We start from the raw sequence: 26,882 nt of genomic DNA on the forward strand, positions 1-26,882 counted from the left end.
GTCCCTCCCGCATCACAGCTGCCGCACACGCGCCGACCCAGTGTAGGCGTCCGGGCGTGCCGCGCCCGCTACGGGAGGCGGGGCGGCTCCGCCCCGCGGGGTGACGGGCCGGTGACGATCCCGTGACGGACTTCGGCACCTCGTCACCGATCGGACCCGAACCCCGGAGGAGGCTCGTCAGAGCTTCGAACTGTTCATAGGATTGCGCAATCAAGCAACTACGTGCCGGTGGGTGTCCGTCGGACACCCACCGGCACGACCCGACTGGAGGACAACGACGTGGGCATCATCGGCTGGATCATCCTCGGCCTGCTCGCCGGAGCCATCGCCAAGATCCTGCTGCCCGGCCGCGACCCGGGCGGGCTGTTCGGTACCACCCTGATCGGTATCGCGGGCGCGTTCGTCGGCGGCTGGCTGTCGGCCCGCTTCCTGGACCGCCCGGTGGAGAACCAGTTCTTCGACCTCTACACCTGGGGTGCGGCGATCAGCGGCTCCCTGGTCCTCCTCATCGGCTACCGGCTGCTGTTCGGCAACTCGCGCAACTGACCCGGCCGCCGTCCCGCCCGAGCCGCCGCCCGACTCACAGGTGCGCGGCGACGGCGGGCAGCAGGTCCTGGAAGGTCCGGCCCGCGGCGGGCTCACCGATGGCCTTCAACTGCCAGCCGCCGCCCGTCCGGTACAGCTTGGCCATGATCTGGGCGGTGTACGTGCCGCCGCCGCTGAGGGTGTAACGGGCCAGCTCCTGGCCGGTGTTCTCGTCGACCAGGCGGCAGAACGCGTCCTCCACCTCGGCGAAGGTCTGCCCGGTGAAGGAGTTGACCGTGAAGACGATCTGGTCGACATGGCCAGGGACGCGCCCGAGGTCCACCAGGACGACCTCGTCGTCGCCGCCGGCCCCGTCGCCACCGGTGAGGTTGTCCCCCAGGTGCCGTACGGATCCGTCGTCACTGGTCAGGTGCTGGAAGAAGACCACGTCGGCCAGCTGCCCACCGGTGAACAGCAGGGCGGCGGCGTCCAGGTCGATCTCCCGGGTGCCCGCCAGCTTCGCGAAGAACCCCTTGCGCTGCACGGCCTTCCAGCCGAGCCCCATGCGTACGGAACTCAGCGTGCTGCCGTCGGACTTGCTCAGGCTGATCTGCTGGCCCTTGGTCAGGTTGACCGACATGCGTCGTCGTCTCGCTTTCTGTCGCTGGATGGTTCGGGAACGGCCGGCCGTGCGCCGGGTCCCGCCCCGCTCCGCCGGCCGGGACCCGGATCAGGGCGGGACTCCGGTGCCCCGGGCCGTGGGCGGAGGCGGGTCTCAGACGTTGACCCCGTAGTCGGACGCGATGCCCGCCAGGCCGGAGGCGTACCCCTGGCCCACCGCGCGGAACTTCCACTCGGTGCCGTGGCGGTAGAGCTCGCCGAAGACCATCGCGGTCTCGGTCGAGGCGTCCTCGGACAGGTCGTAGCGGGCGATCTCGGTGCCGCCGGTCTGGTTCACCACGCGGATGAAGGCGTTGCGCACCTGGCCGAAGCTCTGGCCGCGCGAGACGGCCTCGTGGATCGACACCGGGAAGACGATCTTGTCGACCTCGGCGGGCACCGCCGACAGGTTGACCTTGATGGACTCGTCGTCGCCCTCGCCCTCACCGGTGAGGTTGTCACCGGTGTGCTCGACGGAGCCGTCCGGGCTGGTGAGGTTGTTGTAGAAGACGAAGTGCTGGTCGGAGACGACCTTGCCGGCGGTGGTCAGCAGCAGGGCGGAGGCGTCGAGGTCGAAGTCGGCGCCGGTGGTGCCGCGTGCGTCCCAGCCCAGTCCGACAAGGACGGCGGACAGGCCCGGGGCCTCCTTGCTCAGCGAAACGTTGCCGCCCTTGGCCAGGGAAACGCCCATGGTTCATCTCTCCGTACTCGCGGTCGATCGGGGTCCGAAGCCCGGACCCCGATCTAAAATCTACAACACTGTAGAAATAAAGGGGGAGGCTGTGGAAGGGAGACGGCACGTGACCCAGACGGATCCGCACCGCGGGCGCAGGGCCCAGGGCGCGCTGGAGACTCAGGTGCTCAGGGCGCTGCACGACGCCGGGGTACCGGTGACGGCGGGCTGGGTGCGGGAGCACCTGACGGCCGGTCTCGCGTACACGACCGTGATGACGGTGCTGGCCCGGCTGCTGGCGAAGAACGCCGTCACACGCCGGCGCGAGGGCCGCTCGTTCGTCTGGGTGCCCGCCGCGGACCAGGCGGGGCTCGCCGCGCTGAAGATGCACCGGGTCCTGGACGGCGAGCAGGACCGCCGCGCGGTCCTCGCCAGCTTCATCACCGCGCTGCCAGCGGACGACGAACAGGTGCTGCGCGAGCTGCTGCACCAGGCCGGCGACGGGGGCTGACGCGCATGGGCATCTTCGTCTTCCTCCCCCTGGTCCTGCCGCTGACCGCCTGGCCGGTGGCGCGCCTGGCCGAACAGCGCCTCCACCCCCGCACCGCCACGCGGCTGCTGACCGGCGTCTGTGCCGTCATGGCCCTGTGCAGCACCGTGTGCCTGATCCTGCTGATGGTGGTCGGCACCGCCCAGCTCCCCGGCAACCCGCTGCCGGACGGCTGGTCGGACCCCGAGGTACGGGCGAGCGTGCCGTACCACGAGGTCGCCGGGAAGGCCGCGATCGTCGCGCTGGTCGTGGTCTTCGCGAGCTGCCTGCGCACGCTGGTACGCCACCGCCGGGTACGGCGGCGGGCCCATGAGGCCCTGGAGGCCCTGCCGCGTACGGAGGTGGCGGTCCTGCCCGACCACCGGCCGTACGCGTACGCCCTGCCCGGCGGGGGACGCGACCGCATCGTGGTGTCCACCGCGATGCTGGCCTGCCTCGACTCCCCGGAGCGCCGGGCGCTGTTCGCCCACGAGCGCGTCCACCTGGCGGCGCGGCACCACCGCCATCTGCTGCTCGTCCGGCTGGCCGCCGACGCGAACCCGTTCCTGCGGCCCCTGCGGACGGCCGTGGCCTACACGGCGGAGCGCTGGGCGGACGAGGAGGCCGCCCGTACCGTCGGCAGCCGCCGGACCGTGGCCCGCGCGATCGGCAAGGCCGCGCTCGTCTCGCGCGGCACGCCCACGCCCGCCCTCGCCGGCTTCGCCGCGCCGGGTCCGCTCCCCCGCCGGGTCGCGGCGCTCCTCGGTCCGGCGCCCGTCGCGCGTGCCTGGCCGCCGCTCTCCACCGCGGTGGGCCTGGCCCTGTGGACGGCGGCCACCGGGGCCGCCCTGTCGGCGATGTTCTCGGCCAACTCGGCGGTCACCCTGCTGCTGCTCCTGCACGCGGCCACCCCCCTGTGACCGGTGGCTCCGGGGAAAGCCCGTGGCCCCCTCGCCGTGGGGACGGCGAGGGGGCCACGGGCCACCGGACGGCGAGGAGCGCCGCACGCGGCGGCGGGACCGTGGTCAGGCGGCGGCGGGCGCGGCCTGCTCGGCGACCTGACGGAGCACCTCGGTCAGCGAGGTGACGACCTCGGCGTCCTCGGCCGGGTGGAGCTCGGCGAAGCGGGTCACGGAGCCGGGGATGGAGAGCTTGACGTCAGCGAGCACGGCGCCACCGGCGGCCTTGCGGGCCTCGTCCTGGGCCCAGACGCCGCCGTACTGGCCGAAGGCGGTGCCGACGACGGCGACCGGCTTTCCGGTGAGGGCACCGGCGCCGTAGGGGCGGGACAGCCAGTCGATCGCGTTCTTCAGGACGGCCGGCATGGTGCCGTTGTACTCGGGCGAGAACAGCAGGAAGGCGTCGGCGCGTGCCGCCGTCTCACGCAGCCGGACGACCGCGGCGGGGACGCCGCCCTCGACGTCCAGGTCCTCGTTGTAGAAGGGCAGTTCGGCCAGGCCCTCGTAGATCTCGACACCGGTACCGGCGGGCGCGTGCTTGGCGGCCGCCTCGGCGAGCTGGCGGTTGTGGGAACCGGAGCGGAGGCTTCCGACGAGGGCGAGGATGCGGACAGGCATGGGGGAACTCCCAGGAGAGAGACAAGGATGCGCAAGCAAGCGGACCGTGGTCCGTTTAAATGTGTACCACCTCAAACGGACCACAGTCCACTTCCGGCGGGTGCCGTTAGGCTGGAGCCATGACCGGCTCCGCTGTCCCTTCGCCGCCCCGGCCGCCCGGCTCCGGCTCCGGCTCCGGCTCCGGGGATGCGCGCACGACGCTTCCGCTCGCGAGCACCGGCGAACCCGAGCGGCTGCGGGCGGACGCGGCGCGGAACCGCACGCTGCTGCTGGAAGCGGCCTCACGCCTGATGGCCGGCTGCGGCGCCACGAACCTGACCATGGAGTCGGTGGCCGCCGCCGCCGGTGTGGGCAAGGGGACCGTGTTCCGGCGCTTCGGTGACCGCACCGGCCTCCTCATCGCGCTCATGAACCACCGCGAGGGCCTGCTCCAGGCCGCCTTCCTCTCCGGCCCGCCCCCCATGGGCCCCGGCGCCCCGGCACTGGACCGGCTGCACGCCTTCGGGCCCGCCCTGATGCGCCACGAGCGCGAGCACCACGAGCTGATCCTGGCCTCCCGCACCGACCCGCTGCGCACCTACGCCGTGCCCGCGAACCGCCTGCGGATCAGCCATGTCGCCATGCTGCTGCGCCAGGCCCGCGCGGAGGGAGACGTGGAGCTGCTCGCCCACACCCTGCTCGGCTCGGTCGACGCCGCCCTCGTCCACCACCTGACGACGGACCGGGGCATGCCGATCGAGCGACTGGACCAGGGCTGGCACGACCTCGTCACCCGGCTCTGCGCCGGGCCGTAGGCCTCGCGGGGACCGGACTTCGGCAAGCGGCGCATCGGTGCGACCGCGGCTGGTTACGATATGCCTCGGCTCAACTCACGTACTCCGGAAAGGAATCCCGCACTCATGCCGGCCGAGACATTCGAGTTCCAGGTGGAAGCTCGTCAGCTCCTGCAGATGATGATCCACTCGATTTATTCGAACAAGGATGTATTCCTGCGCGAGCTGATCTCCAACTCCTCTGACGCGCTGGACAAGCTGCGGCTGGAAACACTTCGCGACGAAACGCTCCAGGCGGACACGTCCGACCTCCACATCGCTCTTGAGACCGACCCGGACAAGCGCACGCTGACGGTGCGCGACAACGGGATCGGAATGTCGCACGACGAGGTCGTGCAACTGATCGGAACCATCGCCAATTCCGGAACGGCGAAGTTTCTGCGGGAATGGAAGGAGGCCAAGGACTCCGCGACCTCCGAGGAACTGATCGGGCAGTTCGGTGTCGGTTTCTACGCGAGCTTCATGGTGGCCGACGAGGTCACCCTGCTGACCCGGCGCGCCGGTGAGAGCCAGGGCACCCGCTGGAACTCCGACGGCGAGGGCACGTACACCGTCGAGTCCGTCGAGGACGCCCCCCAGGGCACGTCGGTCACCCTGCGGCTGAAGGCCGAGGACACCGAGGACCAGCTCTTCGACTACACCTCGCCCTGGAAGCTCAGGGAGATCGTCAAGCGCTACTCCGACTTCATCACCTGGCCGATCCGCATGGCCGCCGCGACGCCCGGCGAGGACGGCGCGGAGCCGGAGACCGAGACGGTCAACTCCATGAAGGCCTTGTGGGCCCGGTCCAAGGACTCGGTGACCGACGAGGAGTACAGCGAGCTGTACAAGCACATCAGCCACGACTGGACGGACCCGCTCGAAACCATCCGCATGCAGGCGGAGGGCACTTTCGAATACCAGGCGCTGCTCTTCCTCCCGTCGCACGCCCCGCAGGACCTCTTCATGCAGGGGCACAAGCGCGGAGTGCAGCTCTACGTCAAGCGCGTCTTCATCATGGACGACTGCGAAGCGCTCATGCCGACGTATCTGCGTTTCGTGAAGGGCGTGGTCGACGCCCAGGACCTTTCACTCAACGTGTCGCGTGAAATCCTCCAGCAGGACCGTCAGATCGAATTGATGCGGCGCCGCCTGGTCAAGAAGGTGCTGTCGACGGTCAAGGACATGATGTCCGCGTCCCCGGAGAACTACCGCACCTTCTGGAAGGAGTTCGGCCGAGTTCTCAAGGAAGGCCTTCTCCAGGACTTCGAGAACCGTGACGCGATTCTTGAGATCTCCTCGTTCGCCTCCACCCAGGACGAGGAGGGGCTGACCACCCTGCGCTCCTACGTGGAACGCATGAAGGAGGGCCAGGACCAGATCTACTTCATGACCGGCGAGTCGCGTGCCGCCATGGAGAACTCGCCGCACATGGAGGCGTTCCGGGCCAAGGGCCTGGAGGTGCTGCTGCTGACCGACCCGGTGGACGAGGTCTGGGTCCAGTCCGTACCGGAGTTCGACGGCAAGCAGGTGCAGTCCATCGCCAAGGGCGAGGTCGATCTGGACAGCGACGAGGAGAAGGAGAAGGCCGAGGAGGAGCGCGAGAAGCGGCAGCAGGAGTACGCGGGCCTGCTGACCTGGATGACCGAGCGGCTCGGTGAGAGCGTGAAGGAGGTGCGCCTGTCCTCGCGGCTCACGGTGTCACCGGCCTGCATCGTCTCCGACACCCACGATGTGACCCCGGCCCTGGAGAACATGTACCGCGCCATGGGCCAGGAGGTGCCGCAGATCAAGCGCATCCTCGAACTCAACCCCTCCCACGCGCTGATCGGCTCCCTCAAGCGGGCACACGCCGCACTGGACACCGAGCCCGGGGCCGACTCGGAACTGGCGGAGACCGCCGAGCTGGTGCACGGGCTGGCGCTGCTCTCCGACGGCGGGGAGCTGAGTGACCCCGCCCGCTTCAGCAGGCTGATGGCCGACCGGCTGGAGCGCACGCTGTAAGCCCTTCCGTTTCCGTACGAGAGCGGCCGTCGGGTTCCCCCGGCGGCCGCTCTCGTACGTCGCGGCACGCCCCGTACGCCGTACTGAGGCACCGTCAGCCGGATGAGGCGCGGGAGCGTCCGGGGGCAACGGGGAATGGAGCGAAGAAGTCAACGCGACCGCGCGATAGATCCACAACTTCACCCATTTGAGGGGCGGTTGGAGGTTTATCTACGCGCGGAGCTTCCCCGACCGAACGAGCATTCGGGCATATCAGACGACTTCTTTCGCGGCTATTACCGACGGGTACCGGGAGCTGCTACAAACGTGGACGCCCCACGAACTCCCCACCCGTCCCCCACACTTCGAAGGGCTGACAGCCATGTCAGTACGTACCTTCTGGGCCTCCGTTTCGACGCTCGCCATCGGTGCCGCGGCTGTGCTCGGCCTGGCACAGCCGGCTTCCGCCGCCGGCGCCAACTACGTCGCTCTCGGCGACTCCTACTCCTCCGGAGTGGGCGCCGGGAGCTACACGTCCGAGTCCGGTGACTGCAAGCGCAGCACCAAGTCGTACCCCTACCTCTGGGCGGCGGCGAACGCGCCGTCCTCGTTCACCTCCGTCGCCTGTTCGGGCGCGACGACGAGCAGTGTGTCCAGCGGTCAACTGGGCGCCCTCTCCGCCTCCACCACGCTCGTCAGCGTCACCGCGGGAGGGAACGACGTCGGGTTCGCGGACGTCATGCAGACCTGCGTGCTCCAGAGCGAGGCCACCTGCGTCAGCCGCGTCAACACCGCCGTCTCGCAGGCGCAGACCACGCTTCCGGGGAAGCTCGACTCGCTGTACAGCGGCATCCACGCGCGTGCCCCGCAGGCCCATGTGGTGGTGCTGGGCTACCCGCGCTTCTACAAGATCTCGGGCAGCTGCATCGCCGGTCTCACCGAGAAGGAGCGCGGTGCGATCAACGACGCCTCGGACATCCTCAACGGGGTGATCGCCAAGCGGGCGGCCGACGCCGGGTTCACCTACTCCAGCGTGGTGGACGAGTTCACGGGGCATGAGCTGTGCTCGGGCGACCCCTGGCTCCACAGTGTGACGCTCCCGGTCACCAACTCCTACCACCCGAAGGCCATCGGGCAGTCGAACGGGTATCTGCCCGCCTTCCGCTCGGCGGTGTAGGCAGAGAGTTCCCTCCCCCCACACCTGCGACGGCACCACCCGGGCGGCCCGGGTGGTGCCGTCGCGCGTACGCGGCCCGGTGGGGGCCGCGGCCGGTCAGCCGCCGGCCGGCCGGGTCGCCTTGATCGAGTACATCAACGGAATGCGCGGGCGGTCGGCCGGGAAGCGGTAGTAGCCGTCCGGGTGCCGGCGCAGCGCCGGGTAGCGGGCGAAGAGCGAGGCGTCGTGCTCGTGGAGGAAGTCGACGCGCAGGCCGGCGGCGGCCAGGGCGGACACGACCTCGCCCAGGGGGTGCTGCCATTCGACGCTGCGGTTGTGGACGGTCTCGGCCTCGCGGTCGGCGTACGTACCGGGTGTGTCGTCCACCCACGCGTCACGGCTGAAGTAGTCGTACGTGACGGCCGAGCCGGTCTCGTCGTCCAGGCAGTCCGTCAGCGGATGGAACTCGGCGAGGTAGAGGAAGCCGCCCGGCCGGACCAGGGACGCGACGGTCTCCGCCCAACGGCTGAGGTCGGGCAGCCAGTTCAGCGCGCCCAGCCCGGTGTAGACGATGTCGTACGCGGAGTCCGGCACGGCCTCGGCCGCGTCGTACACGTCCGCGACGACGAACGACGCGCGCTCGGGCGGCAGGTCCAGCGACCGGGCGAGACGTCGGGCGGTCTCCACGGCGGGCTCGGAGAAGTCGAGGCCGACCACCCGCGCGGCGCCGTGGCGGGCCCAGGACAGGGTGTCGAGCCCGATGTGGCACTGCAGGTGCAGCAGGGTGCGGCCGCGCACGTCGCCCACCTCGGCGCGTTCGAAGTCGCGCAGGGCGTCCTTCCCGGCGCGGAAGGAGTCGAGGTCGTAGAAGTCGCCCGCCGCGTGGATGGCCACGCGTTCGTCCCAGCGCGCGCGGTTGGCCTCGTGCCAGTCGTCCGGTGTCGGTGCGTACATGCGGGGAAAGTTACCCACAGCCTGGGGGTGGGCGCGATCGGTTATCCACAGGCTCACCGGTGGACCGGCACATCGGGTTGTATGGAGCCATGAGCGACGCACAGAAGGACACGTCCGCACCCGAGCGGGTGCGCACACCGGATCCGCGTGAACCGGACCCCGCGTGGGAGCGGCTGCCCCGCTGGGAGCAGCGCTTCCGCGCGCCCCGGGTGTCCCTGCCCGACTGGGCCGAGGACGCGCCGGACCGTTCGCTGTTCGTGTCCAACGCCACCGGCACGTACGAGCTGTACGCCTGGGACCGGGCGACCGGAGGACAGCGCCAGGTCACGGACCGGCCCAACGGCACCACGGACGGGGTGCTGACACCGGACGGCGCCTCGGTCTGGTGGTTCTCCGACACCGACGGCGACGAGTTCGGCGTATGGATGCGGCAGCCCTTCGAGGGCGGGCCGGACGAACCCGCGACACCCGGTCTCGAACCCTCCTATCCGGCGGGGCTCGCGATCGGCCGGGACGGGACCGCGGTGGTCGGGCGTTCGACGGACGAGGACGGCACGACGATCCATGTGGTGCGGCCCGGGGAGAGCCCCGTCGAGATCTACCGGCACCGGGAGTCCGCCGGGGTCGGCGACCTCTCCCGGGACGGCACGCTGATCGTCCTGGAGCACACGGAGCACGGGGACGCGATGCACTCCGCGCTGCGCGTGGTGCGCCTCGACGGTTCGACGGTCGCCGAGCTGGACGACACCGAGGGCGGCACGAAGGAGCTGGGTCTGTCGGTGCTGGGCTTCGCCCCGGTGGCGGGCGACACCCGGTTGCTCGTCGGGCACCAGCGGCGGGGGCGCTGGGAGCCGATGATCTGGGATCCGGTGGCCGGGACCCAGACGGACCTGCCCGTCGAGCTGCCCGGTGACGTGGGCGCCGAGTGGTATCCCGACGGCTCGGCCCTGCTCGTCGAGCACAGCTTCGAGGCCCGCGGCGAGCTCTGGCGGTACGAGCCGGGGGCGAAGGGGCCGGAGCGCGTCGAGACCCCGGCCGGGACGGTCTCCGGTGCCACGGCACGGCCCGACGGCTCGGTGGAGTACCTGTGGTCGTCGGCCGCGCGGCCACCCGTCGTACGGTCCACGACCGGCGCCGTCGTCCTCGACCCGCCGGGTCCCGAGGCACCGGCGTCCGAGCCGGTGCGGGACGCGTGGGTCGAGGGTCCGGGGGGCCGGATCCACGCCCTGGTGCAGACCCCGGCGGACGGCGAAGGCCCGTTCCCCACCATCTTCGAGATACACGGCGGGCCCACCTGGCACGACAGTGACACCTTCGCGTCCGGTCCGGCGGCGTGGCTCGACCACGGATTCGCGGTCGTCCGTGTCAACTACCGCGGTTCCACCGGATACGGGCGCGCCTGGACGGACGCGCTCAAGCACCGGGTCGGGCTGATCGAGCTGGAGGACATCGCGGCGGTCCGGGAGTGGGCGGTGGAGTCGGGGCTCGCCGACCCGGCACGGCTGGTCCTGGCCGGCGGGTCGTGGGGCGGCTATCTGACCCTCCTCGGGCTGGGCACGCAGCCGGACTCCTGGACCCTCGGACTGGCCGCGGTGCCCGTCGCCGACTACGTCACCGCGTACCACGACGAGATGGAGGCCCTGAAGGCGATGGACCGCACCCTGCTGGGCGGGACGCCGGAAGAGGTGCCGGAGCGGTTCGAGGCGTCGTCCCCGCTGACGTACGTGGACGCGGTGCGCGCCCCTGTGTACATCTCGGCCGGGGTCAACGATCCGCGGTGCCCGATCCGCCAGGTGGAGAACTACGTGGACCGGCTCGCCACCCGTGGCGCGGTCCACGAGGTCTACCGCTACGACGCGGGGCACGGCTCGCTCGTGGTGGAGGAGCGGATCAAGCAGGTCCGGCTGGAGCTGGACTTCGCGCTGCGGCACCTGGGGAAGGGGGAGGTGGCGGGCCCGGCCTCATGAGCGGGAGGGGCACGGGGGCCGGGGGCGGACACGAAGGGGGCGGACATGCGGGCGCGAGGGCGGTAACTACCGCTCCCCGGACGGGAGTCCGCTCCGGTCCCGGCCGGGGGGCCGTCCGGTGCCGGACGGGGACGTGGCGGCCTCACCGGGCAGCCGCGCACCGGCCCCTGGGGGCGCCCGGAGCACGTAGGGTCCGGATAAATGGTGCACCCCGCTCCCGGGGGCCGGAGCGGGGAACCGTACCGTGGAGGGGTGTACCGGTTCCTGCTGACCCCGCGATGGTGGGGAATCAACCTCTTCGTCGTGCTGGCCATCCCGTTCTGCGTGTTCATGGGCACCTGGCAGCTCGGCCGCTTCGAGGACCGCGTGCAGTCGCACGAGGAGGCCGAGAACCGGCCCGACCCCGGCACCCGGGCCGTGAAGCCGCTCGACGAGTTGCTGCCGGTCACGACAGAGTCCTCCGGCCGTGCGGCGGTGGCGACGGGGTCGTACGCCGACCAGTTCCTGGTCCCCGGACGCGAGCTGGACGACCGGACCGGCTTCTACGTGCTGAACCTGCTGCGCACCGACGGTGGCAAGGCACTGCCCGTGGTGCGGGGCTGGCTTCCCGGCACACCGGACTCCACCGAGGTTCCGGCGGCTCCGGCCGGCGAGGTGACCGTGACCGGCGATCTCCAGGCGTCGGAGAACACCGGCAGCACCGGGGTCGACCTCCGGGGCGGGCTTCCCGAGGGCCAGCTGGGCATGATCAGCGCCGCCTCGCTGGTCAACCTCGTCCCGTACGACGTCTACGACGCCTGGGTGACCCTGACCGAGCCGGAGCCGGGCGGCACCACCCTGAAGCCGGTGCCCGCCGCCGCGGCGCAGGGCAGCGGGCTGGACCTGAAGGCCTTCCAGAACCTCGGCTACACGGGCGAGTGGTTCGTCTTCGCCGGCTTCGTGCTCTTCATGTGGTTCCGGCTGGTCCGCCGCGAGGCGGAGGCCGCCCGCGACATACGGCTGGGCCTCGCGGCCGACGCCGACTGAACGGCTACGTGGTGCTCAGTACGCCGGTGCGGTAGATCGTGCCCGCGCAGGCGTGGGAGATCGTGGCCTCGGCCGTGGGCGCTCCCGTCTCCGGTGTGTGGGTCACCACGACACTGCCGTCCGCCGGGGCGTCATCGGCGCTGCCGAACTGCGCCGCCGTGTCCGAAGGCCCCGTGCCGCCGCCCGCCGTGCCGCCGCTGCCGCCACCGCCGTCGCCGTCCGTGGGCGTCGGGCTGGGCGAACCACCGGTGCTCGTGCAGGTGTCCGACGGCACCCAGGCGAAGCGCACCTCGTACGCCGTCGTCGGCTTGAGCAGCACCGCACCGGGTTCCTGGGACGGGTCGGGCAGCCCGCTCGCCGGGTCGCCGCCGGCGTACCGGACGACGCTGATCTTCTGGGGGTCGGCCGCGCCCGCCGCCTGGAACCCGAATGTGCCGTTGCTCGTCACCGAACAGGCCTTGCCGGACACGTTGGAGATCTTGAAGCTGCCGTACACCTTGCCGTCCGACCCCGGCGTTCCCGCCTCGGCCGAGGCGACGCCCAGCTGACCCGGCTCACAGGCCGGCATGTCCGCCGCCTGGACGCCCGGTGTGTCGTCGAGACCGGCGCTGCCGGTCCCCTCGGTGCCGGTACCGGAGTCCTGGGTCGGGGTCGCGGACCTGTCGGTCCCCCCCTCGACACCCTCGTTCTGCTGAGCGGCCGGTCCTGCGGTCTCCCGGCCGTCCGTCTCCGTACCCGTGTTCTGTCCGTTGCCCCCCTGGGCCTGCTCGCCGTGTCCGGCGATGGCGGGATCGGCCGTGACCGAGCCGTCCGAGTTCGCCACGTGGACGAAGGCGGGGACCGCCGTACCGATGAGCAGGGCGGCCGCGACGGCACCGACCACCGCCTGACGCCGCTTGGCACGGCGGGCGGGTACGGCACGGTGCAGGTGGTCCAGGACGCCGTCGACGGGCCGCAGCCCTTGGACGGCGCCGTGCAGCATGCGGCGCAGCGCCTCCCCGTCCACGTCCGCGCCGTTCACGTACGGGGCGTTCATGTGCGGGTCGTCCGTCCCACCTGCCGGGACGCCGCCCGCCGGGGCACCCCCGACCGGACCGGCAACGGCCGGACCGGCAACGGCCGGACCGGCAACGGCAGCGCCCGCGTCGGGCCCGGTCCCGTCAGCCGGTCCCGCGCCCGCTCCCGTGTCTCCTCCGGCTGCCGAAATCACGCCCTCGGCATCCGCGCCCTCGGCATCCACACCCTCGGGATCCACGCTCCCGGGATCCACACCCTCGGCGTCGTTATCGGTCTCGGTGTCGGCCGCCGGGCCGCCCGTGCTGCTCTCGCCCTCGCCCCGTCCGTCCGCCGTCTGCTCCGGATCCGTCTTCGGAGTGCTGTCCGGCCCGTGGTTCACAATGTCGTTTCCAGTCCGGTCATCGTCGTGCCTGTGTTCCGGCCTGCTCATGCCTGCGCCTCCATCGTGACGCGCAGTGCCGCTATGCCTCTCGATCCGTACGCCTTCACCGAACCGAGCGATATCCCCAGCGTCTCCGCGACCTGGGCTTCCGTCATGTCCGAGAAGTAGCGCAGCACCAGCACCTCCCGCTGGCGGCGTTGCAGGCCCTTCATGGCCTTGATCAGCGCGTCCCGCTCCAGCAGGTCGTACGCCCCCTCCTCCGCGCTCGCCATGTCCGGCATCGGCTTGGTGAGCAGCTTCAGCCCGAGGATGCGCCGACGCAGCGCGGAGCGGGAGAGGTTGACGACGGTCTGCCTCAGGTACGCCAGGGTCTTCTCCGGCTCCCGGACGCGGTTGCGCGCCGAGTGCACCCGGATGAACGCCTCCTGCACCACGTCCTCGCAGGACGCCGTGTCGTCCAGGAGGAGCGCCGCGAGCCCCAGCAGCGAGCGGTAGTGGGCGCGGTAGGTCTCGGTGAGATGGTCGACCGTCGTTCCCGCCGCCACCGTCTCCTCAGCGCCTTCGCGCGGGGACGGCAGACGGGCGGGCCGCGCGGCGGGCATGGGAGCGATCACCGGCATGCCGCCGGCTGCGCGGGGCCGCCGGAGCGGGCGCGCCGAAGCGCCTCGCAACGGGCCCACCACTGTGATGTCGAGAACCTCTGCCACGCCAGTTGGACACACTTCTCCCCGTCAGGGTTGTACGCGTGCGGCACCACGTTCGATGCTGTGCGACATGCCCTCATTCGTACCTGCTCTTCCCCAAATGCCACATAGACGCACCCAGTCACGCAAGAAGTGACGATTGAGACGCGCCGCATCCGACGAGCGGTTGCAGGAGGCCAGGAGATCATCGTCGGATACGGCAACGCCCCAGCTCAAGAGGTTCAGACCAGCCAATTTCCCACAGGGCGCACACAGATCCTACAAAACAGATTCGATCAATCCCGGTGAAATTCGGCAGCGACGGATTCCGCAATCTGCGCCACATTGAGAGCCGCACCTTTTCGGAGATTATCTCCACAGATGAACATCTCGATGGCGCGCGCGTCGTCCATCGACTGCCGCACCCGCCCCACCCAGGTCGGGTCGGTGCCCACGACGTCCGAGGGGGTCGGGAAGTCCCCGCTCGCCGGGGAGTCGAAGAGCACCACCCCCGGCGCCGTCGCGAGGATCTCGTGCGCGCGCTCCACCGCCACCTCGTTCTCGAAGCGGGCGTGCACGGACATCGAGTGCGTCGCCACGACGGGGACGTACACGCAGGTGGCGGAGATCTTCAGATCCGGGAGTCCCAGGATCTTCCGGCACTCCTCACGGATCGCCAGCTCCTCGGAGGACCAGCCGTCACCGGCGTCCGTACCCGCCCAGGGCACCACGTTCAGCGCGACCGGGGCGGCGAAGGGGCTGTCCCCCTCGCCCAGGGCCCGCCGGACGTCCCCGGGGCTGGTGCCCAGATCCGTACCGGCAACCAGGGACAGTTGCGCGCGGAGGGCGGCGACACCGTCCCGGCCGGCGCCGCTCACCGCCTGGTAGGACGAGACGACGAGTTGCCGCAGCCCGAACTCGGCGTGCAGCGCGCCGATCGCGACGATCAGCGACAGGGTCGTGCAGTTCGGGGACGCGATGATGCCGCGCGGTCTGATCCGCGCGGCATGCGGGTTGATCTCCGGGACGACGAGCGGCACGTCGTCGTCCAGCCGGAACGACGCGGAGTCGTCCACCACCACGGCCCCGCGGGCGGCGGCGACCGGGCCCCAGTGGGCGGCCACCTCGTCCGGTACCAGGAACAGGGCCACGTCCACCCCGTCGAAGGCGGATTCGCCGAGCGGGAGCACCTCGCACTCCTCCCCGCGCACGACCAGCTTGCGCCCGGCCGCGTGCGGGGAGTCCAGCAGTCTGACCTCGCCCCAGACGTCCGCGTGCTGCGAGAGGATCTGGAGCATGACGCCGCCGATCGCCCCGGTCGCACCCACGACCGCGAGCGAGGGGCGGCGTCGTGTCATCGGCCGGTGCCTCCGTAGATGACGGCCTCGTCGGAGTCGCTGTCGAGCCCGAAGGCGCTGTGCACGGCGCGCACGGCCTCGTTGACGTCGTCGGCACGGGTGACCACCGAGATGCGGATCTCGGAGGTCGAGATCAGCTCGATGTTCACGCCGACGTCGGAGAGCGCCTCGAAGAAGCCCGCCGTGACCCCGGGGTTGGTCTTCATGCCCGCGCCGACCAGGGAGATCTTCGCGATCTGGTCGTCGTAGCGCAGCGACTCGAAGCCGATGCCGGAGCGGTTGCGCTCCAGGGCGTCGATGGCCTTGCGGCCCTCGGCCTTGGGCAGGGTGAACGTGATGTCCGTCAGCCCGGTCGAGGCGGCGGAGACGTTCTGCACCACCATGTCCATGTTGATCTCGGCGTCCGCGATGGCGCGGAAGATCGCTGCGGCCTCGCCCGGCTTGTCGGGCACACCGACGACCGTGACCTTGGCCTCGGAGACGTCGTGGGCGACTCCGGAGATGATGGCGTGCTCCACCTGCTGGTCCCCTTGCGGCTCGTTGCTGACCCAGGTGCCGCGCAGTCCGGAGAAGGACGAGCGGACGTGGATCGGGATGTTGTAACGGCGTGCGTACTCGACGCAGCGGTGCAGCAGCACCTTGGAACCGGACGCCGCCAGCTCCAGCATGTCCTCGAAGGAGATCCAGTCGATCTTCCGGGCCTTCGGCACGACCCGGGGGTCGGCGGTGAAGACACCGTCCACATCGGTGTAGATCTCGCAGACCTCGGCGTCCAGGGCGGCGGCCAGGGCGACGGCGGTCGTGTCGGAACCGCCGCGGCCGAGGGTGGTGATGTTCTTGCCCTCCTGGCTCACGCCCTGGAACCCGGCGACGATGGCGATGTTGCCCTCGTCGATCGAGGTCCTGATGCGGCCCGGCGTGACATCGATGATGCGCGCTTTGTTGTGGACCGAGTCGGTGATGACTCCGGCCTGACTGCCCGTGAACGACTGGGCCTCGTGCCCCAGGTTCTTGATCGCCATCGCCAGCAGGGCCATGGAGATCCGCTCTCCGGCGGTCAGCAGCATGTCGAACTCACGCCCGGCAGGCATCGGGGATACCTGTCCGGCGAGATCGATCAACTCGTCCGTCGTGTCGCCCATCGCGGACACCACGACAACCACCTGGTTGCCGTTCTTCTTGGCATCGACGATTCGCTTGGCGACGCGCTTGATGCCTTCGGCATCGGCTACGGAGGAGCCTCCGTACTTCTGCACGACAAGGCCCACGTGCGCTCCTCGCTCATTAATGGTGCGGTCGGCTCAGTTTAACGAGCAGTCCGGAATCGACCCGTCCCTACCAGATGATGAGATGTCCCGCTCACCACGTGGTCCGGCGCGTCGCCCGAACTGCTCGTACCGGGCTGCTGCCCACAACCCCCTCCGAGCACGCCCGTTTGTGGCCCAGGACACACATCGGAACGAACGGGGCACCTCGTCGGGGACAGATCGGGGCAGCTCGTCAGGGACGGGCCGGAGCCGCCACCCGGGCCGGGACGGCCCTCAGTTGACCGGCCGCAGCCCCAGCGGTCCCGCGATCTCCGCGACCATCACCCGGCCCGCCTCCTCAGCGAGGTCGCCGTCCCCGGGGTCCTGGTCGGTGTCGAGGCCGTCCAGCTCCTCCAGCGGCTGGTTCAGCCGGATGTGGGCGATCAGCGATTGCAGGGCGCGCAGGGCGGCGGACGCGGTGGAGCCCCAGTTGGAGAAGTACGAGAACTGCCACCACCACATGGCCTCCGCCGTGCGGTCCGCCTCGTAGTGCGCGAGCCCGTGGCCGAGGTCCGTGACCAGGTCGGCCAGGTCGTCGGAGATCCGGTGCGGGACGGGGGGCTTGCGGGGCTCGTACGGGTCGAACACCTCGGAGTAGACGTCGATCGGCTCCAGGAGGGCCGCGAAGCGCTCGCGCAGCCCGTCGGCGTCCGGCTCGGCGCCGAGGTCGGGCTCGTAGCGCTCCTCCGGGAGGATGTCCTCGTAGGCGCCGAGCCGGCCGCCGGCCAGCAGGAGCTGGGAGACCTGGAGGAGCAGGACCGGTACGGCCTCCTCGGGCTCCTCCGCCTTGGACACCTCGGCGACCGCGACGATGAACGTCTTGATCTGGTCCGCGATCTGTACGGCGAAGTCGTCCGGATCCTGCGTGACGGAGTTCAGCGTGGCGTCGGACATCGAGGGGACCTCCCGGTGGGCGCGGTCGCGAACGGTGGGTAGAACGTATCCGCGCCCCGCGTAAGGACGACGTCAGAGGCGGGGTCACACATCGAGCAGTCGCCTCCCCTCGAACGCGCGGCCGAGGGTGACCTCGTCCGCGTACTCCAGGTCGCCGCCCACCGGCAGGCCGCTGGCCAGGCGGGTCACCCGCAGGCCCATCGGCTTGACCATCCGGGCCAGGTAGGTCGCGGTGGCCTCGCCCTCCAGGTTGGGGTCGGTGGCCAGGATCAGCTCCGTGATCGTGCCGTCCGCGAGCCGCGCCAGCAGCTCCCGGATGCGCAGGTCGTCCGGGCCGACGCCCTCGATCGGGCTGATCGCGCCGCCGAGCACGTGGTAGCGGCCCCGGAACTCCCGGGTCCGCTCGATCGCGACGACGTCCTTGGGCTCCTCGACCACGCAGATGACCGTCCGGTCGCGGCGCGCGTCCCGGCAGATGCCGCACTGCTCCTGCTGGGCCACGTTCCCGCAGACCTCGCAGAACCGGACCTTGTCCTTGACCTCCAGGAGGGCGTGGGCCAGACGGCGTACGTCGGTGGGCTCGGCCTGGAGGACGTGGAAGGCGATCCGCTGCGCGCTCTTGGGACCGACGCCGGGCAGCCTGCCCAGTTCGTCGATGAGCTCCTGAACCACGCCTTCGTACAACGGAACGCCTTTCCTCTTCCCGCTCGTACCGTAGCCGGTACGGGCGGGTAGCTACAGGGGCCCGGCCCGCCGGGACCGCCCCCGGTCAGGGACCCGGACAGGGACCGGCCGGGGGTCAGAAGGGGAGCCCCGGCATGCCGCCGAGGCCCTGGGCCAGCGGGCCCAGCTTCTGCTGCTGGAGCTGCTGCGCGTTCGCGTTCGCCGCCTGCACCGCGGCGACCACGAGGTCCGCGAGCGTCTCGGTGTCCTCCGGGTCCACCGCCTTGGGGTCGATCACCAGGCCGCGGAGCTCGCCGGACCCCGTCACGGTGGCCCGCACCAGGCCCCCGCCCGCCTGTCCCTCGACCTCGGTCCTGGCCAGCTCCTCCTGGGCCGCCGCGAGATCCTGCTGCATCTGCTGGGCCTGCTGGAGGAGCTGCTGCATGTTGGGCTGGCCACCACCGGGAATCACGGTCACTCCTGGCACATCGACGACGGATTGTTTCGGTACGCCGAGCCTACGTGTTCGCCGGACGGTCCGCCCCACCCGCCAGAGAGCAACTCTTTCGAGTGAGTTTCAAAAACGGGCTGTCGTGCTCCTATACCTGACCAGAGGCCGGGCCCAGGCGGGAATCCCGCGATTTCGACCCCGTGGCCCACCATTCGGCGGTAGGAAGGGCAGGCGTATCCGTACACATACGCACACCGCAGGTAACGCAGAGTTACGCGGGTGGGGCCCAGGTCATATGCCGTGATCCGTCCCTCCCGTGTCCGTCCAGCCGTGCCGGTCCGCGTCACCACGCGCCGGTACGCGCCGAACTCAGAGTGCAGAGGAGTGCCCCGGTGAGTCAGCCGGAGATGCAGCCCGAAGGGCCGCCCCGCAAGGAGTCCGGCGCGGGATCCAGCGCTGATACCGGAAGCGAACCCTCCGGTTCGCGTCACGGCTCGGGGCCGCGCGACCTGACCGCCCGTCCCTTCCCCCTCGGGGACTGGGGCGAGCCCGCCGAGCGGCTGGACGAGCTGTACCGCTGGGTCGAGGCGGGCGCTCTCCAGACCGCTGACTGGTATCTGCACGACCGGGTCCGCAAACGCCGTCTGGCCCGGCTGCTGCGCCTCGGCACGGCCGTCGGCGTGGTCGCGGGCGCCGCCCTTCCGCTGCTGGACCTGACCGGCGATCTGCGCGGGTCGGCCGGCTGGGGCTATCTGTCGCTGCTGCTGGGTGCCGCGTGCATGGCGTACGACCGGTACTTCGGCCTGACCTCGGGCTGGATAAGGGATCTGGCGACGGCGCAGGCCGTACAGCGGCGCCTCCAGACGCTCCAGTTCGACTGGTCGTCGGAGTCCGTACGGGAGGTGCTCGGCCCGACCGAGGGCACCGCCAGCGAGGCCGCGGAGCGGTGCCTGGGGGTGCTGCGGCGGTTCTCCGAGGACGTCACCGAGCTGGTCCGCATGGAGACGGCGGACTGGATGGTGGAGTTCCGGGCCGGTCCGGCGCCCATGGGCGTGCAGTCCCTGGTCTCGGGCGCGGCCGGTGGCCGCCCCGAGCAGGGCGGGCACCCCGGCCGTCTCACCATGCCCGCGGCGGTCCGGCCGAACATGCCGCGCCAGCGACCGCCGGAGCCGCCCCGGTAGGGGCCCGGCTGCCCGGACGCTCCGGTCCCCGGGTCCGGGGCCCGGACCCGGGCTTCACCGGAGCCGGCCTGGACCCAGGGTCCGGGGCGGCTCCGGTACCGGTCAGCTGAAGACGATCATCGAGCCCTGGGCGAGGCTCCGGGTGGCCGCGGCGTGCAGCCCCAGCCACACATGGCGCTCGCGGGCGAACGGGCCGTCGTCGTGCAGGATCGGTCCGGCCGGCTCTTCGAGCGTGGTCGGGCCGATGGGCGGGAGCGGGGCCATCGGCGGGTTGGCCGGGTCGATCCCGATGGACGGGGCGACGGACTCCAGGTCCCGCAGCAGGCCGTGCGAGGACCCCAGGGGACCGCCACCGCCCTCCAGCAGCCCGTCGTCGTAGAGCGGGACGGGGAAGTCCACCGGGACGTACGAGCCGGCGTGGTCGAAGTGCCAGACCAGGTGCGACTGCTGCGCCGCCTGCTCGAACATCTCCAGCAACTGCTCGTAGTCCCCGCCCAGCTCACCCACGGGGGTGACGGCGAGGCCGCTCAGCTGGAGCAGATGGGCTCGGCGCAGCAGGTGCAGGGCGTCGTAGTCGAAGCCGGCCACCGGGGCGACGTCCCCGGTGAGTCCGGGCATGTAGGCGTAGACGGGGACGGGGGGCAGCCCTGCCTCGCCCAACGCCTTGTCGTAGACGGCGATCTCTTCGGCGAAGGGGTTGTCGGGGCTGTGGCACAGCACATCGACGAGGGGGACCAGCCACAGGTCACAGGCCACGAAGTCTCGCTCTCCAACGGGTTCGTGCGGTGGTCGGGACAGCGTAATGCCGCCCGGACCCGGCGCACAGGGTGCGGGGGCCCCGGAGGTGCGCTCCGGTCGCCGCCCCGGCGCGACCACGGGGCCGGGCCGGGTCCGCCTCCGGGCCGCCGGAGCCGGGTTCGGGCCGCCGCGTCCGCCTCCGGGCCGCCGGAGCCGGGCCCCACCAGGGCCGCCGGGGTGACGGTTCCCGGTACGGCCCGGATGCGGGGGATGTCAGTTCCGGGGGTGGCCCGGGTGCGGGGGGTCGCCGGCGGCCAGCCGGTCCGCCCAGTTCAGCCCGTGCGCGTAGTAGGCGTCCAGCACCTCCCGTACGGCGTCGCCGTCGGCGGTGGTGATCGCCTCCACCAGCTCCGGGTGGCCGTTCCACAGCCAGTCGCGCACATCGGCGTCCCCGCGCAGGTAGGGGACGGCGAAGACCCATGCCTGCACCCGCAGCCGGTGGAGGAAGTCGGTGAGGTACGGGTTGGTGACGACCGCGCCCAGCTCGCGCCAGAACCGCAGGTCGTAGCCGATGAGGATGTCGAGGTCGCCGCCGCGGGCCGCGCGCGCGGCCTCCTCGGCCCGGCGGCGTACGGAGACCAGGGCGGTCTGGTGGGCGGCGAGCAGGCCGTGCACCGCGCCGGTCCCGTCGAAGAGGCCCCGGAAGACCGCGTCGATGACCAGCGCGCGGGCGTCCACCATCGACCGGTAGTCGGCGACGGTGAACTCCCGGACCCGGAAGCCGCGGTGCTGGTCGGACTCCAGCAGCCCTTGCGCGGAGAGGTCGAACAGCGCCTCGCGGACGGGGGTCGCGGACACCCCGTACTGCTCCGCGATCTGTTTGACGGTGAACTCCACGCGCGGCTGGAGACGCCCCGCGAGCACCTCGTCACGCAGTGCGTCGGCGATCTGCTCCCGCAGGGTGCTGCGGTTCACAGGTCCGCTCGCAGGCATGACGTGCCCCTCTCCCGTTTTCGGCTTGGGTCACCTTAAGCCAGGCGCCTGCCCGGATCCGGGCACGAGAACCGGGCGGGCACCCGGCACGGGGGCATCAGGCGCGGGCCGCGGCGCACGGGGGCACCGGGCGCTGATCACCCGGCACGGGCGGCCGCCCCGGCGGTGGGTTCGGCCGGGGCGTGCCGTGAGGGCGCCTACACGGTCCGGCGCCGCCTCACACCGCCTCCACGGTGTGCTCGTCGGCGGCGAAGAGCGCCGTGTCCAGGGCGGCCAGGCCCTCCTTCGCCTCCTCCTCGGTGATGTTGCAGGCGGGGACGACGTGGGTGCGGTTCATGTTGATGAAGGGCCACAGGCCGTTCTTCCTGCACGCCGCCCCGAAGGCCGCCATCGGCGCGTTGGCCTCGCCCGTCGCGTTGTACGGGACCAGGGGCTCGCGGGTCTCCCGGTCCCGGACCAGCTCCAGCGCCCAGAACGCCCCCAGGCCCCGGACCTCGCCGACCGACGGGTGGCGCTCGGCCAGCTCGCGCAGGCCGGGACCGAGCACGTGCTCGCCCAGGTGGGCGGCGGCCTCGACCGTCCTCTCCTCCTCCATGACGCGCAGGGTGGCGACGGCGGCGGCACAGGCCAGCGGGTGACCGGAGTAGGTGAGTCCGCCGGGGTAGGGGCGGGTCTCGAAGGTGGCGGCGATCTCCGCGTTGATGGCGACGCCACCGAGCGGCACGTAACCGGAGTTGACGCCCTTGGCGAAGGTCATCAGGTCCGGTACGACCTCGTCGTGGTCGGCGGCGAACCACCTGCCGGTGCGTCCGAAACCGGCCATCACCTCGTCGAGGACGAAGACGATCCCGTACCGGTCGCAGATCTCCCGGACGCCCGCGAGGTATCCGGGCGGCGGCGGCATGATGCCCGCGGTGCCCGGAACGGTCTCCAGGACGACGGCGGCGACGGTGGACGGGCCCTCGAAGGCGAGGGTGTCCTCCAGGTGCCGCAGCGCGCGGGCGCACTCCTCGGCCTCGGTGGAGGCATAGAAGGGCGAGCGGTAGAGGAACGGCGCCCAGAAGCGGACGACCCCCGCCGAGCCGGTGTCGGACGCCCAGCGGCGCGGGTCGCCGGTGAGGTTGATCGCGGTGGAGGTGGCGCCGTGGTACGAGCGGTAGGCGGAGAGCACCTTCGTACGCCCGGTGTGCACCCGGGCCATCCGGACGGCGTTCTCGACGGCCTCGGCACCGCCGTTGGTGAAGAAGATCTTGTCCAGGTCGCCGGGGGTGCGCTCGGCGATCATGCGGGCCGCCTCGGAGCGCGCCTCGATGGCGAACGCGGGCGCGAACGTGGTGAGTCTGCCCGCCTGCTCCTGGATCGCGGCGACGACGGCGGGGTGCTGGTAGCCGATGTTGGTGAAGACGAGCCCGCTGGTGAAGTCCAGATAGCGGTTGCCGTCGTAGTCCCAGAAATACGCCCCCTCGGCGCCGGCGACGGCGAGCGGGTCGATCAGACCCTGGGCGGACCAGGAGTGGAACACATGCGCGCGGTCGGTGGCCTTGACGGCCGCGCCCGCGGCGGGATCGGCGTACGGGGCACGGGGCGCGCGAGGGGCTTCAGGGGTCATGCGGTGAGCGTAGGCGGCCGGAGTGCCCGATCTCCAGGTCCGTGCGCGCGGCCTGAGGACGCGGGTCCGGCCAGGGTGCCGGAGCCGCGCCGCTCCGGGCGCGCCGGGCCACGGACGGGGGGTCGCGCACCGGTCCCCGGGCTGGGCGGGGGCGCGGGGCGCGCCGCTATTCTCGGGGCACTGCCGTGCGCACGGCGGCCGTACGGGGGAGGAAACGCGCCATGGAGAAGCTGGGCAACGGCGACCCGCAACGTATCGGCCGGTACCGCCTGTTGGGGCGCCTGGGCGCCGGAGGCATGGGCCAGGTGTTCCTGGCTCGCTCCGACCGGGGCCGTACGGTCGCGATCAAGGTGGTCCGCCCGGAGCTCGCGGAACAGCAGCAGTTCCGCGACCGTTTCCGGGCGGAGGTGCGGGCGGCCCGCCAGGTGGGGGGCGTCTGGACCGCGCCGGTGCTCGACGCGGACACCGACGCGCCCGTGCCGTGGGTGGCCACCGGTTACGTCGCGGGGCCCTCGCTCCACCGGATCGTCTCGGGCCGGCCGGGCGCCCCGGCCGGGTCGGGGGCGTACGGCCCGCTCCCCGAACGCTCCGTCCGGGTCCTGGGCTCCGGGCTCGCGGGCGCCCTCCAGGACATCCACCGCGCGGGAATCGTCCACCGCGACCTCAAGCCCTCCAACGTGCTGGTCACGATCGACGGCCCCCGGGTCATCGACTTCGGCATCGCCCGCGCGCTGGACACCGTCACCGAGGCGGGCCTGACCCGCACGGGGGCGCTGATCGGCTCGCCCGGATTCATGTCGCCCGAGCAGGTGCGGGGTGAGCGGGTGACGGCCGCGTGCGACGTGTTCTGCCTCGGTTCGCTGCTCGCGTACGCGGCCACCGGGCGGATGCCGTTCGGGGTGGCGGACAGCGGGGTGCACGCGCTGATGTTCCGTATCGCGCAGGAGGAACCGGACCTCACCGGCGTACCGGTGGACCTCGTCGAGCTGGTCCAGGACTGCCTGGCCAAGGATCCCGCCGCACGGCCTTCCACGGACGCGGTCCTGGACCAGCTGGGCGAGACGGAGACGGCGGAACCCTGGCTGCCCGGCGCGCTGATCGCCCAGCTCGGGCGGCACGCGGTCGGACTGCTGGACGCCGAGGACCCCGAGGACCCGCGGGACTCCCAGGACGCGCGGAACCCGCAGGATCCCCAGGACGCGCAGAACCCGCAGAGCCCCCCGGGCCACCAGGACCCGCAGAACCGTCCGGGCCACCAGGACCCGCAAGACCTCCAGGACCCGCTGCAGGACCCGGAGAAGACCCCGCCCGGCGGTCCGGCGGGCGCTCCCGCCGCGTCCGGTCACGCCCCTGGACCGGTCCGGCCCGCCGGTCCGGCCGAGGACCTTCCGCCCGTGGGCCCGCCGGTGCCACCGCACAGCACCCCCCACCACGCCCCGCACAGCCCCGAAGTGCCGCACCCGCACGCCGGGATACCGCCGGGGAACCCTCCGTACTCCGGGATACCGGCCCAGCAGCCGCCGCCCGCCGCCGGATACCCGGCCCCCACCCTGGTCGGCCCGGCCGGACCGCCCCCGGCCTACGGCTACCCCCGGCCGAACGCCCCGGCGTACGCCCACGGCCACGGGCAGGCGCCCGGGTACGCACCGCCCCCGCAGCGCCGCCGTACGGGACCGGCCGTCGCATTGGTCGTGGTGGCCGTGCTCGTCGCGATCGGGGCCGGCTGGACGGTCTTCGCCTTCATGAAGGACGGCGGCCACACCACGAACTCCCCGGCGCACACGTCCACCCGCTCCCCGTCGGCCGGTCCCTCCGCCGGCGTCCGGGGCGACGGGGAGGACAAGGGCGACGGCCAGGACGACGACGGGGCCGTCCCGTCCGGCTACCTCGGCACCTGGTCCGGCGCCATCGACGGCGGTGCCGGGCGCTCCACCCGCCGGCTCGTCATCCAGCAGGGCGAGGTCGGGGACACGGTCCTGTCCCTCACCGCCGAGGGCCCGCTCGACACCGGCGGTTCCTACCACTGCGTGTTCCAGGCCGCGTTGGAGGCCGAGCCCGCCTCCGGCTCCCCGGTCCGCGTCGGCCCGTCCGAGGTCACCTCCGGCGAACCGGCCACGTCCTGCACCCCGGGCAAGCCGACCGTGCTGACGCTGCTGCCCGACGGCAGCCTGCGCCGGGAGATCCCGGAGACCGGTGAGAGCCTGACGTACACCCGCTCGGACTGACGCCACTGCCGCTGGAGCGGGCTCCCCCGCGTCTACGCGAGGAGGTCCGCCGCCCGGAACGCCGTCCACAGGTCGTAGCGCGCACTCGGCGTCCGGAGCAGCGACCGGTGCAGCACCGCTTCGAGCCGGACGAGGCGCTTGCGCGTCCCCGGCACGGAGATGCCCAGCTCGGCCGCCGTGGGGGCGAGTTGGGCCTCGCAGCGCAGCCAGGTGCGCAACGTCTCCTCGGCGGTGGGGCCGGCCGGGGCGATCTGGCGCAGTTGCTGGGCCGCCCAGTCCTGGATGCCGGGGCCGGACAGCACCGCGTCGAGGTCGGGGGCCGCCGTGTGCTCCCGGCGGACGTCGGGGCGGTGCCGGGCGGGGGCGGCCCTGATGCAGAGGGCCAGGTCGAGGGCGGCCTGCCCGGCGAGCCGGTTCAGGTCCAGGCCGAGCAACTCCCCGATCAGCCTGAGGCGGGCGGCGAGGGTGTTGCGGTGGATCTTGAGGTGCTGGGTGGCGTGGGAGGAGAACGCCAGCCAGGACGCCAGGGTGGCCGCGAGTTCCTGGCTGCCCGGGTCCTGGGAGCGGCGGGGGAGGTGGGTGAGCAGCGGGGCGAGCAGCGCGTCCGCCCACCGGGCCCCGGCCGCTCCGGCGACCAGGGCCGGTTCCGGCGCGCTGCCGAACCGGGCGTGCCGGTCCGGGAGTCCGCGGGCCACGGCCAGGGCGTGGAAGGCCTGGCGGTAGGCGCCCGCGGTGTCGGAGAGCGGTACGGCCTCGCTGACGCCGACGACGCAGTCGTCCACCAGCTCGGCCACGGTCCGGTCGAGCGGGGCGCCGTCTCCCCGTCCGGCCCCCGCTCCCCGCCCGCCCGGCGTGGACACCGCGTCCGGCTCCACGGGCATGATCAGGATCAGATGGCGCGCGTACACCGGGCAGCGCACGATCCACGTCCGGCCGCCGGAGGCGTCGGCGCAGATCCGGGCCACCTCGTCCCGCTGTCCGCCCGTGCACTCGACCACGCACACCCGGACGGGGTCCGGGAGTCTCGGCCGCAGCGCGCCCGCGACCTGGTGGGCGATGGACAGCTGGCCCGTCATGAGCAGATGCAGGACCGCCTCGCGCCCCCGGAACTCCGCGAGATCGACGCGCCGCCGCTTGCGCTCCACGCTCTCCGACGACCAGGCCAGGCCGAGGGGCATCGTCGCGTCGGCGAGCAGGGTGGCCAGCCGGTCGGGCACCGGCCGGGGGGCGACGACGGCGAGGAGGGTGTCCCGGCCTTCGCCCGCGCCGTCGAGGGGCAGCAGCAGCGCCGTACGCCCGCCGGCCTCCAGGGAGTAGGCGCGGGCGCCCCGTACCGTCAGCTCCCGCACCGCCCGGGAGGCGAGTTTCGCGGCGTCCTGGCCCGGCCACCGTGCCGTACCGGCCACGGCCTGGAGGACCGTGCCGTCGCCGTCGAGGAGTCCGGCCCATCCGTCCGCCCGCCGGGCCAGCCAGCCCAGCAGCTCCGGCGATCCGCCCGTGCGGGCCAGCCGGTACATCC

25 protein-coding genes are annotated in these 26,882 nt (G+C 72.0%); 10 read left to right on the forward strand and 15 right to left on the reverse strand.

Going from position 1 to position 26,882, the window contains the following annotated elements; translation table 11 throughout:
- Positions 1-279: 279 nt before the first annotated feature.
- The gene (locus tag B9S64_RS14900) at positions 280-546 is read left to right on the forward strand and encodes a GlsB/YeaQ/YmgE family stress response membrane protein (RefSeq protein WP_103491350.1); all 267 of its coding nucleotides are present in this window, start codon (positions 280-282) and stop codon (positions 544-546) included.
- A gap of 34 nt (positions 547-580) precedes the next feature.
- On the opposite strand, the gene B9S64_RS14905 is transcribed toward B9S64_RS14900, so the two are convergent.
- Complete coding sequence (locus tag B9S64_RS14905) at positions 581-1,165, reverse strand: TerD family protein (RefSeq protein ID WP_103491341.1); 585 nt, start codon at positions 1,163-1,165, stop codon at positions 581-583.
- A gap of 135 nt (positions 1,166-1,300) precedes the next feature.
- Entirely contained in the window at positions 1,301-1,876 is a 576-nt protein-coding gene (locus tag B9S64_RS14910; protein ID WP_028442074.1) for a TerD family protein, read from the reverse strand.
- Between the two features lie 109 nt (positions 1,877-1,985).
- On the opposite strand from B9S64_RS14910, the gene B9S64_RS14915 reads away from it, so the two are divergent.
- Together B9S64_RS14915 and B9S64_RS14920 are read left to right on the forward strand one after the other, a co-directional pair.
- Complete coding sequence (locus B9S64_RS14915; RefSeq protein ID WP_103491342.1) at positions 1,986-2,369, forward strand: BlaI/MecI/CopY family transcriptional regulator; 384 nt, start codon at positions 1,986-1,988, stop codon at positions 2,367-2,369.
- 5 nt (positions 2,370-2,374) lie between these two features.
- Entirely contained in the window at positions 2,375-3,307 is a 933-nt protein-coding gene (locus B9S64_RS14920; protein WP_103505225.1) for a M56 family metallopeptidase, read from the forward strand.
- Positions 3,308-3,412: 105 nt separating this feature from the next.
- Here B9S64_RS14920 and B9S64_RS14925 read toward each other — a convergent pair whose 3' ends face one another.
- Positions 3,413-3,964, reverse strand: a complete 552-nt coding sequence (locus B9S64_RS14925) for an NADPH-dependent FMN reductase (RefSeq protein WP_103490572.1) — start codon at positions 3,962-3,964, stop codon at positions 3,413-3,415.
- 119 nt (positions 3,965-4,083) lie between these two features.
- Between B9S64_RS14925 and B9S64_RS14930 the strand changes: the two genes are divergently transcribed.
- The 3 genes from B9S64_RS14930 (at position 4,084) to B9S64_RS14940 (ending at position 7,936) form a co-directional block, all read left to right on the forward strand.
- Positions 4,084-4,758, forward strand: a complete 675-nt coding sequence (locus B9S64_RS14930; protein WP_103490571.1) for a TetR/AcrR family transcriptional regulator — start codon at positions 4,084-4,086, stop codon at positions 4,756-4,758.
- A 105-nt stretch (positions 4,759-4,863) separates the two neighbouring features.
- Positions 4,864-6,780, forward strand: a complete 1,917-nt coding sequence (gene htpG / locus B9S64_RS14935) for a molecular chaperone HtpG (RefSeq protein ID WP_103490570.1) — start codon at positions 4,864-4,866, stop codon at positions 6,778-6,780.
- Positions 6,781-7,141: 361 nt separating this feature from the next.
- Complete coding sequence (locus B9S64_RS14940) at positions 7,142-7,936, forward strand: SGNH/GDSL hydrolase family protein (protein ID WP_103490569.1); 795 nt, start codon at positions 7,142-7,144, stop codon at positions 7,934-7,936.
- A 96-nt stretch (positions 7,937-8,032) separates the two neighbouring features.
- Here B9S64_RS14940 and B9S64_RS14945 read toward each other — a convergent pair whose 3' ends face one another.
- The gene (locus tag B9S64_RS14945; RefSeq protein WP_103490568.1) at positions 8,033-8,869 is read right to left on the reverse strand and encodes a bifunctional 2-polyprenyl-6-hydroxyphenol methylase/3-demethylubiquinol 3-O-methyltransferase UbiG; all 837 of its coding nucleotides are present in this window, start codon (positions 8,867-8,869) and stop codon (positions 8,033-8,035) included.
- A gap of 89 nt (positions 8,870-8,958) precedes the next feature.
- Here B9S64_RS14945 and B9S64_RS14950 point away from each other — a divergent pair, with 89 nt between their 5' ends.
- Together B9S64_RS14950 and B9S64_RS14955 are read left to right on the forward strand one after the other, a co-directional pair.
- Positions 8,959-10,836, forward strand: coding sequence for a prolyl oligopeptidase family serine peptidase (locus B9S64_RS14950; protein WP_103490567.1), 1,878 nt, complete (start codon positions 8,959-8,961; stop codon positions 10,834-10,836).
- 252 nt (positions 10,837-11,088) lie between these two features.
- The gene (locus tag B9S64_RS14955) at positions 11,089-11,862 is read left to right on the forward strand and encodes an SURF1 family protein (protein WP_103490566.1); all 774 of its coding nucleotides are present in this window, start codon (positions 11,089-11,091) and stop codon (positions 11,860-11,862) included.
- Between the two features lie 4 nt (positions 11,863-11,866).
- On the opposite strand, the gene B9S64_RS14960 is transcribed toward B9S64_RS14955, so the two are convergent.
- The 7 genes from B9S64_RS14960 to B9S64_RS14990 all read right to left on the reverse strand — a co-directional run bounded on the left by B9S64_RS14960 (position 11,867) and on the right by B9S64_RS14990 (position 18,638).
- Positions 11,867-12,898: a hypothetical protein gene (locus B9S64_RS14960; protein ID WP_308460750.1), complete on the reverse strand. Its 1,032-nt coding sequence runs from the start codon at positions 12,896-12,898 to the stop codon at positions 11,867-11,869.
- A 407-nt stretch (positions 12,899-13,305) separates the two neighbouring features.
- The gene (locus B9S64_RS14965; RefSeq protein WP_028442063.1) at positions 13,306-13,881 is read right to left on the reverse strand and encodes a SigE family RNA polymerase sigma factor; all 576 of its coding nucleotides are present in this window, start codon (positions 13,879-13,881) and stop codon (positions 13,306-13,308) included.
- 359 nt (positions 13,882-14,240) lie between these two features.
- A complete protein-coding gene (locus tag B9S64_RS14970) occupies positions 14,241-15,302 on the reverse strand; it encodes an aspartate-semialdehyde dehydrogenase (protein WP_103490564.1) in 1,062 nt (353 codons plus the stop codon).
- On the reverse strand, positions 15,299-16,570 hold the full coding sequence (locus tag B9S64_RS14975) for an aspartate kinase (RefSeq protein WP_028442061.1): 1,272 nt from the start codon (positions 16,568-16,570) through the stop codon (positions 15,299-15,301). The genes B9S64_RS14970 and B9S64_RS14975 overlap by 4 nt, the downstream gene beginning before the upstream one ends.
- Before the next feature lie 273 nt (positions 16,571-16,843).
- On the reverse strand, positions 16,844-17,503 hold the full coding sequence (locus B9S64_RS14980) for a DUF5063 domain-containing protein (protein WP_028442060.1): 660 nt from the start codon (positions 17,501-17,503) through the stop codon (positions 16,844-16,846).
- 84 nt (positions 17,504-17,587) lie between these two features.
- Positions 17,588-18,187, reverse strand: coding sequence for a recombination mediator RecR (gene recR / locus B9S64_RS14985; RefSeq protein ID WP_103490563.1), 600 nt, complete (start codon positions 18,185-18,187; stop codon positions 17,588-17,590).
- Between the two features lie 115 nt (positions 18,188-18,302).
- Positions 18,303-18,638, reverse strand: a complete 336-nt coding sequence (locus B9S64_RS14990; RefSeq protein ID WP_103490562.1) for a YbaB/EbfC family nucleoid-associated protein — start codon at positions 18,636-18,638, stop codon at positions 18,303-18,305.
- A gap of 371 nt (positions 18,639-19,009) precedes the next feature.
- Between B9S64_RS14990 and B9S64_RS14995 the strand changes: the two genes are divergently transcribed.
- Positions 19,010-19,798: an SLATT domain-containing protein gene (locus tag B9S64_RS14995; protein ID WP_103490561.1), complete on the forward strand. Its 789-nt coding sequence runs from the start codon at positions 19,010-19,012 to the stop codon at positions 19,796-19,798.
- A 102-nt stretch (positions 19,799-19,900) separates the two neighbouring features.
- Here B9S64_RS14995 and B9S64_RS15000 read toward each other — a convergent pair whose 3' ends face one another.
- The 3 genes from B9S64_RS15000 to B9S64_RS15010 form a co-directional block, all read right to left on the reverse strand.
- The gene (locus B9S64_RS15000; protein WP_103490560.1) at positions 19,901-20,554 is read right to left on the reverse strand and encodes a hypothetical protein; all 654 of its coding nucleotides are present in this window, start codon (positions 20,552-20,554) and stop codon (positions 19,901-19,903) included.
- Positions 20,555-20,809: 255 nt separating this feature from the next.
- Positions 20,810-21,529: a GntR family transcriptional regulator gene (locus B9S64_RS15005; protein WP_103490559.1), complete on the reverse strand. Its 720-nt coding sequence runs from the start codon at positions 21,527-21,529 to the stop codon at positions 20,810-20,812.
- 217 nt (positions 21,530-21,746) lie between these two features.
- Positions 21,747-23,138, reverse strand: a complete 1,392-nt coding sequence (locus B9S64_RS15010; RefSeq protein ID WP_103490558.1) for an aspartate aminotransferase family protein — start codon at positions 23,136-23,138, stop codon at positions 21,747-21,749.
- 221 nt (positions 23,139-23,359) lie between these two features.
- Between B9S64_RS15010 and B9S64_RS15015 the strand changes: the two genes are divergently transcribed.
- On the forward strand, positions 23,360-25,363 hold the full coding sequence (locus B9S64_RS15015; RefSeq protein WP_103490557.1) for a serine/threonine-protein kinase: 2,004 nt from the start codon (positions 23,360-23,362) through the stop codon (positions 25,361-25,363).
- 32 nt (positions 25,364-25,395) lie between these two features.
- Here the strand turns inward: B9S64_RS15015 and B9S64_RS15020 are convergent, their stop codons facing one another.
- Positions 25,396-26,880 (reverse strand): helix-turn-helix domain-containing protein, encoded by a 1,485-nt coding sequence (locus B9S64_RS15020; RefSeq protein WP_181012233.1) that lies wholly within the window; start codon positions 26,878-26,880, stop codon positions 25,396-25,398.
- Between the last annotated feature and the right edge of the window lie 2 nt (positions 26,881-26,882).

It is taken from the genome of Streptomyces sp. SM18, from assembly GCF_002910775.2.
GTDB classification, from domain to species: domain Bacteria; phylum Actinomycetota; class Actinomycetes; order Streptomycetales; family Streptomycetaceae; genus Streptomyces; species Streptomyces halstedii.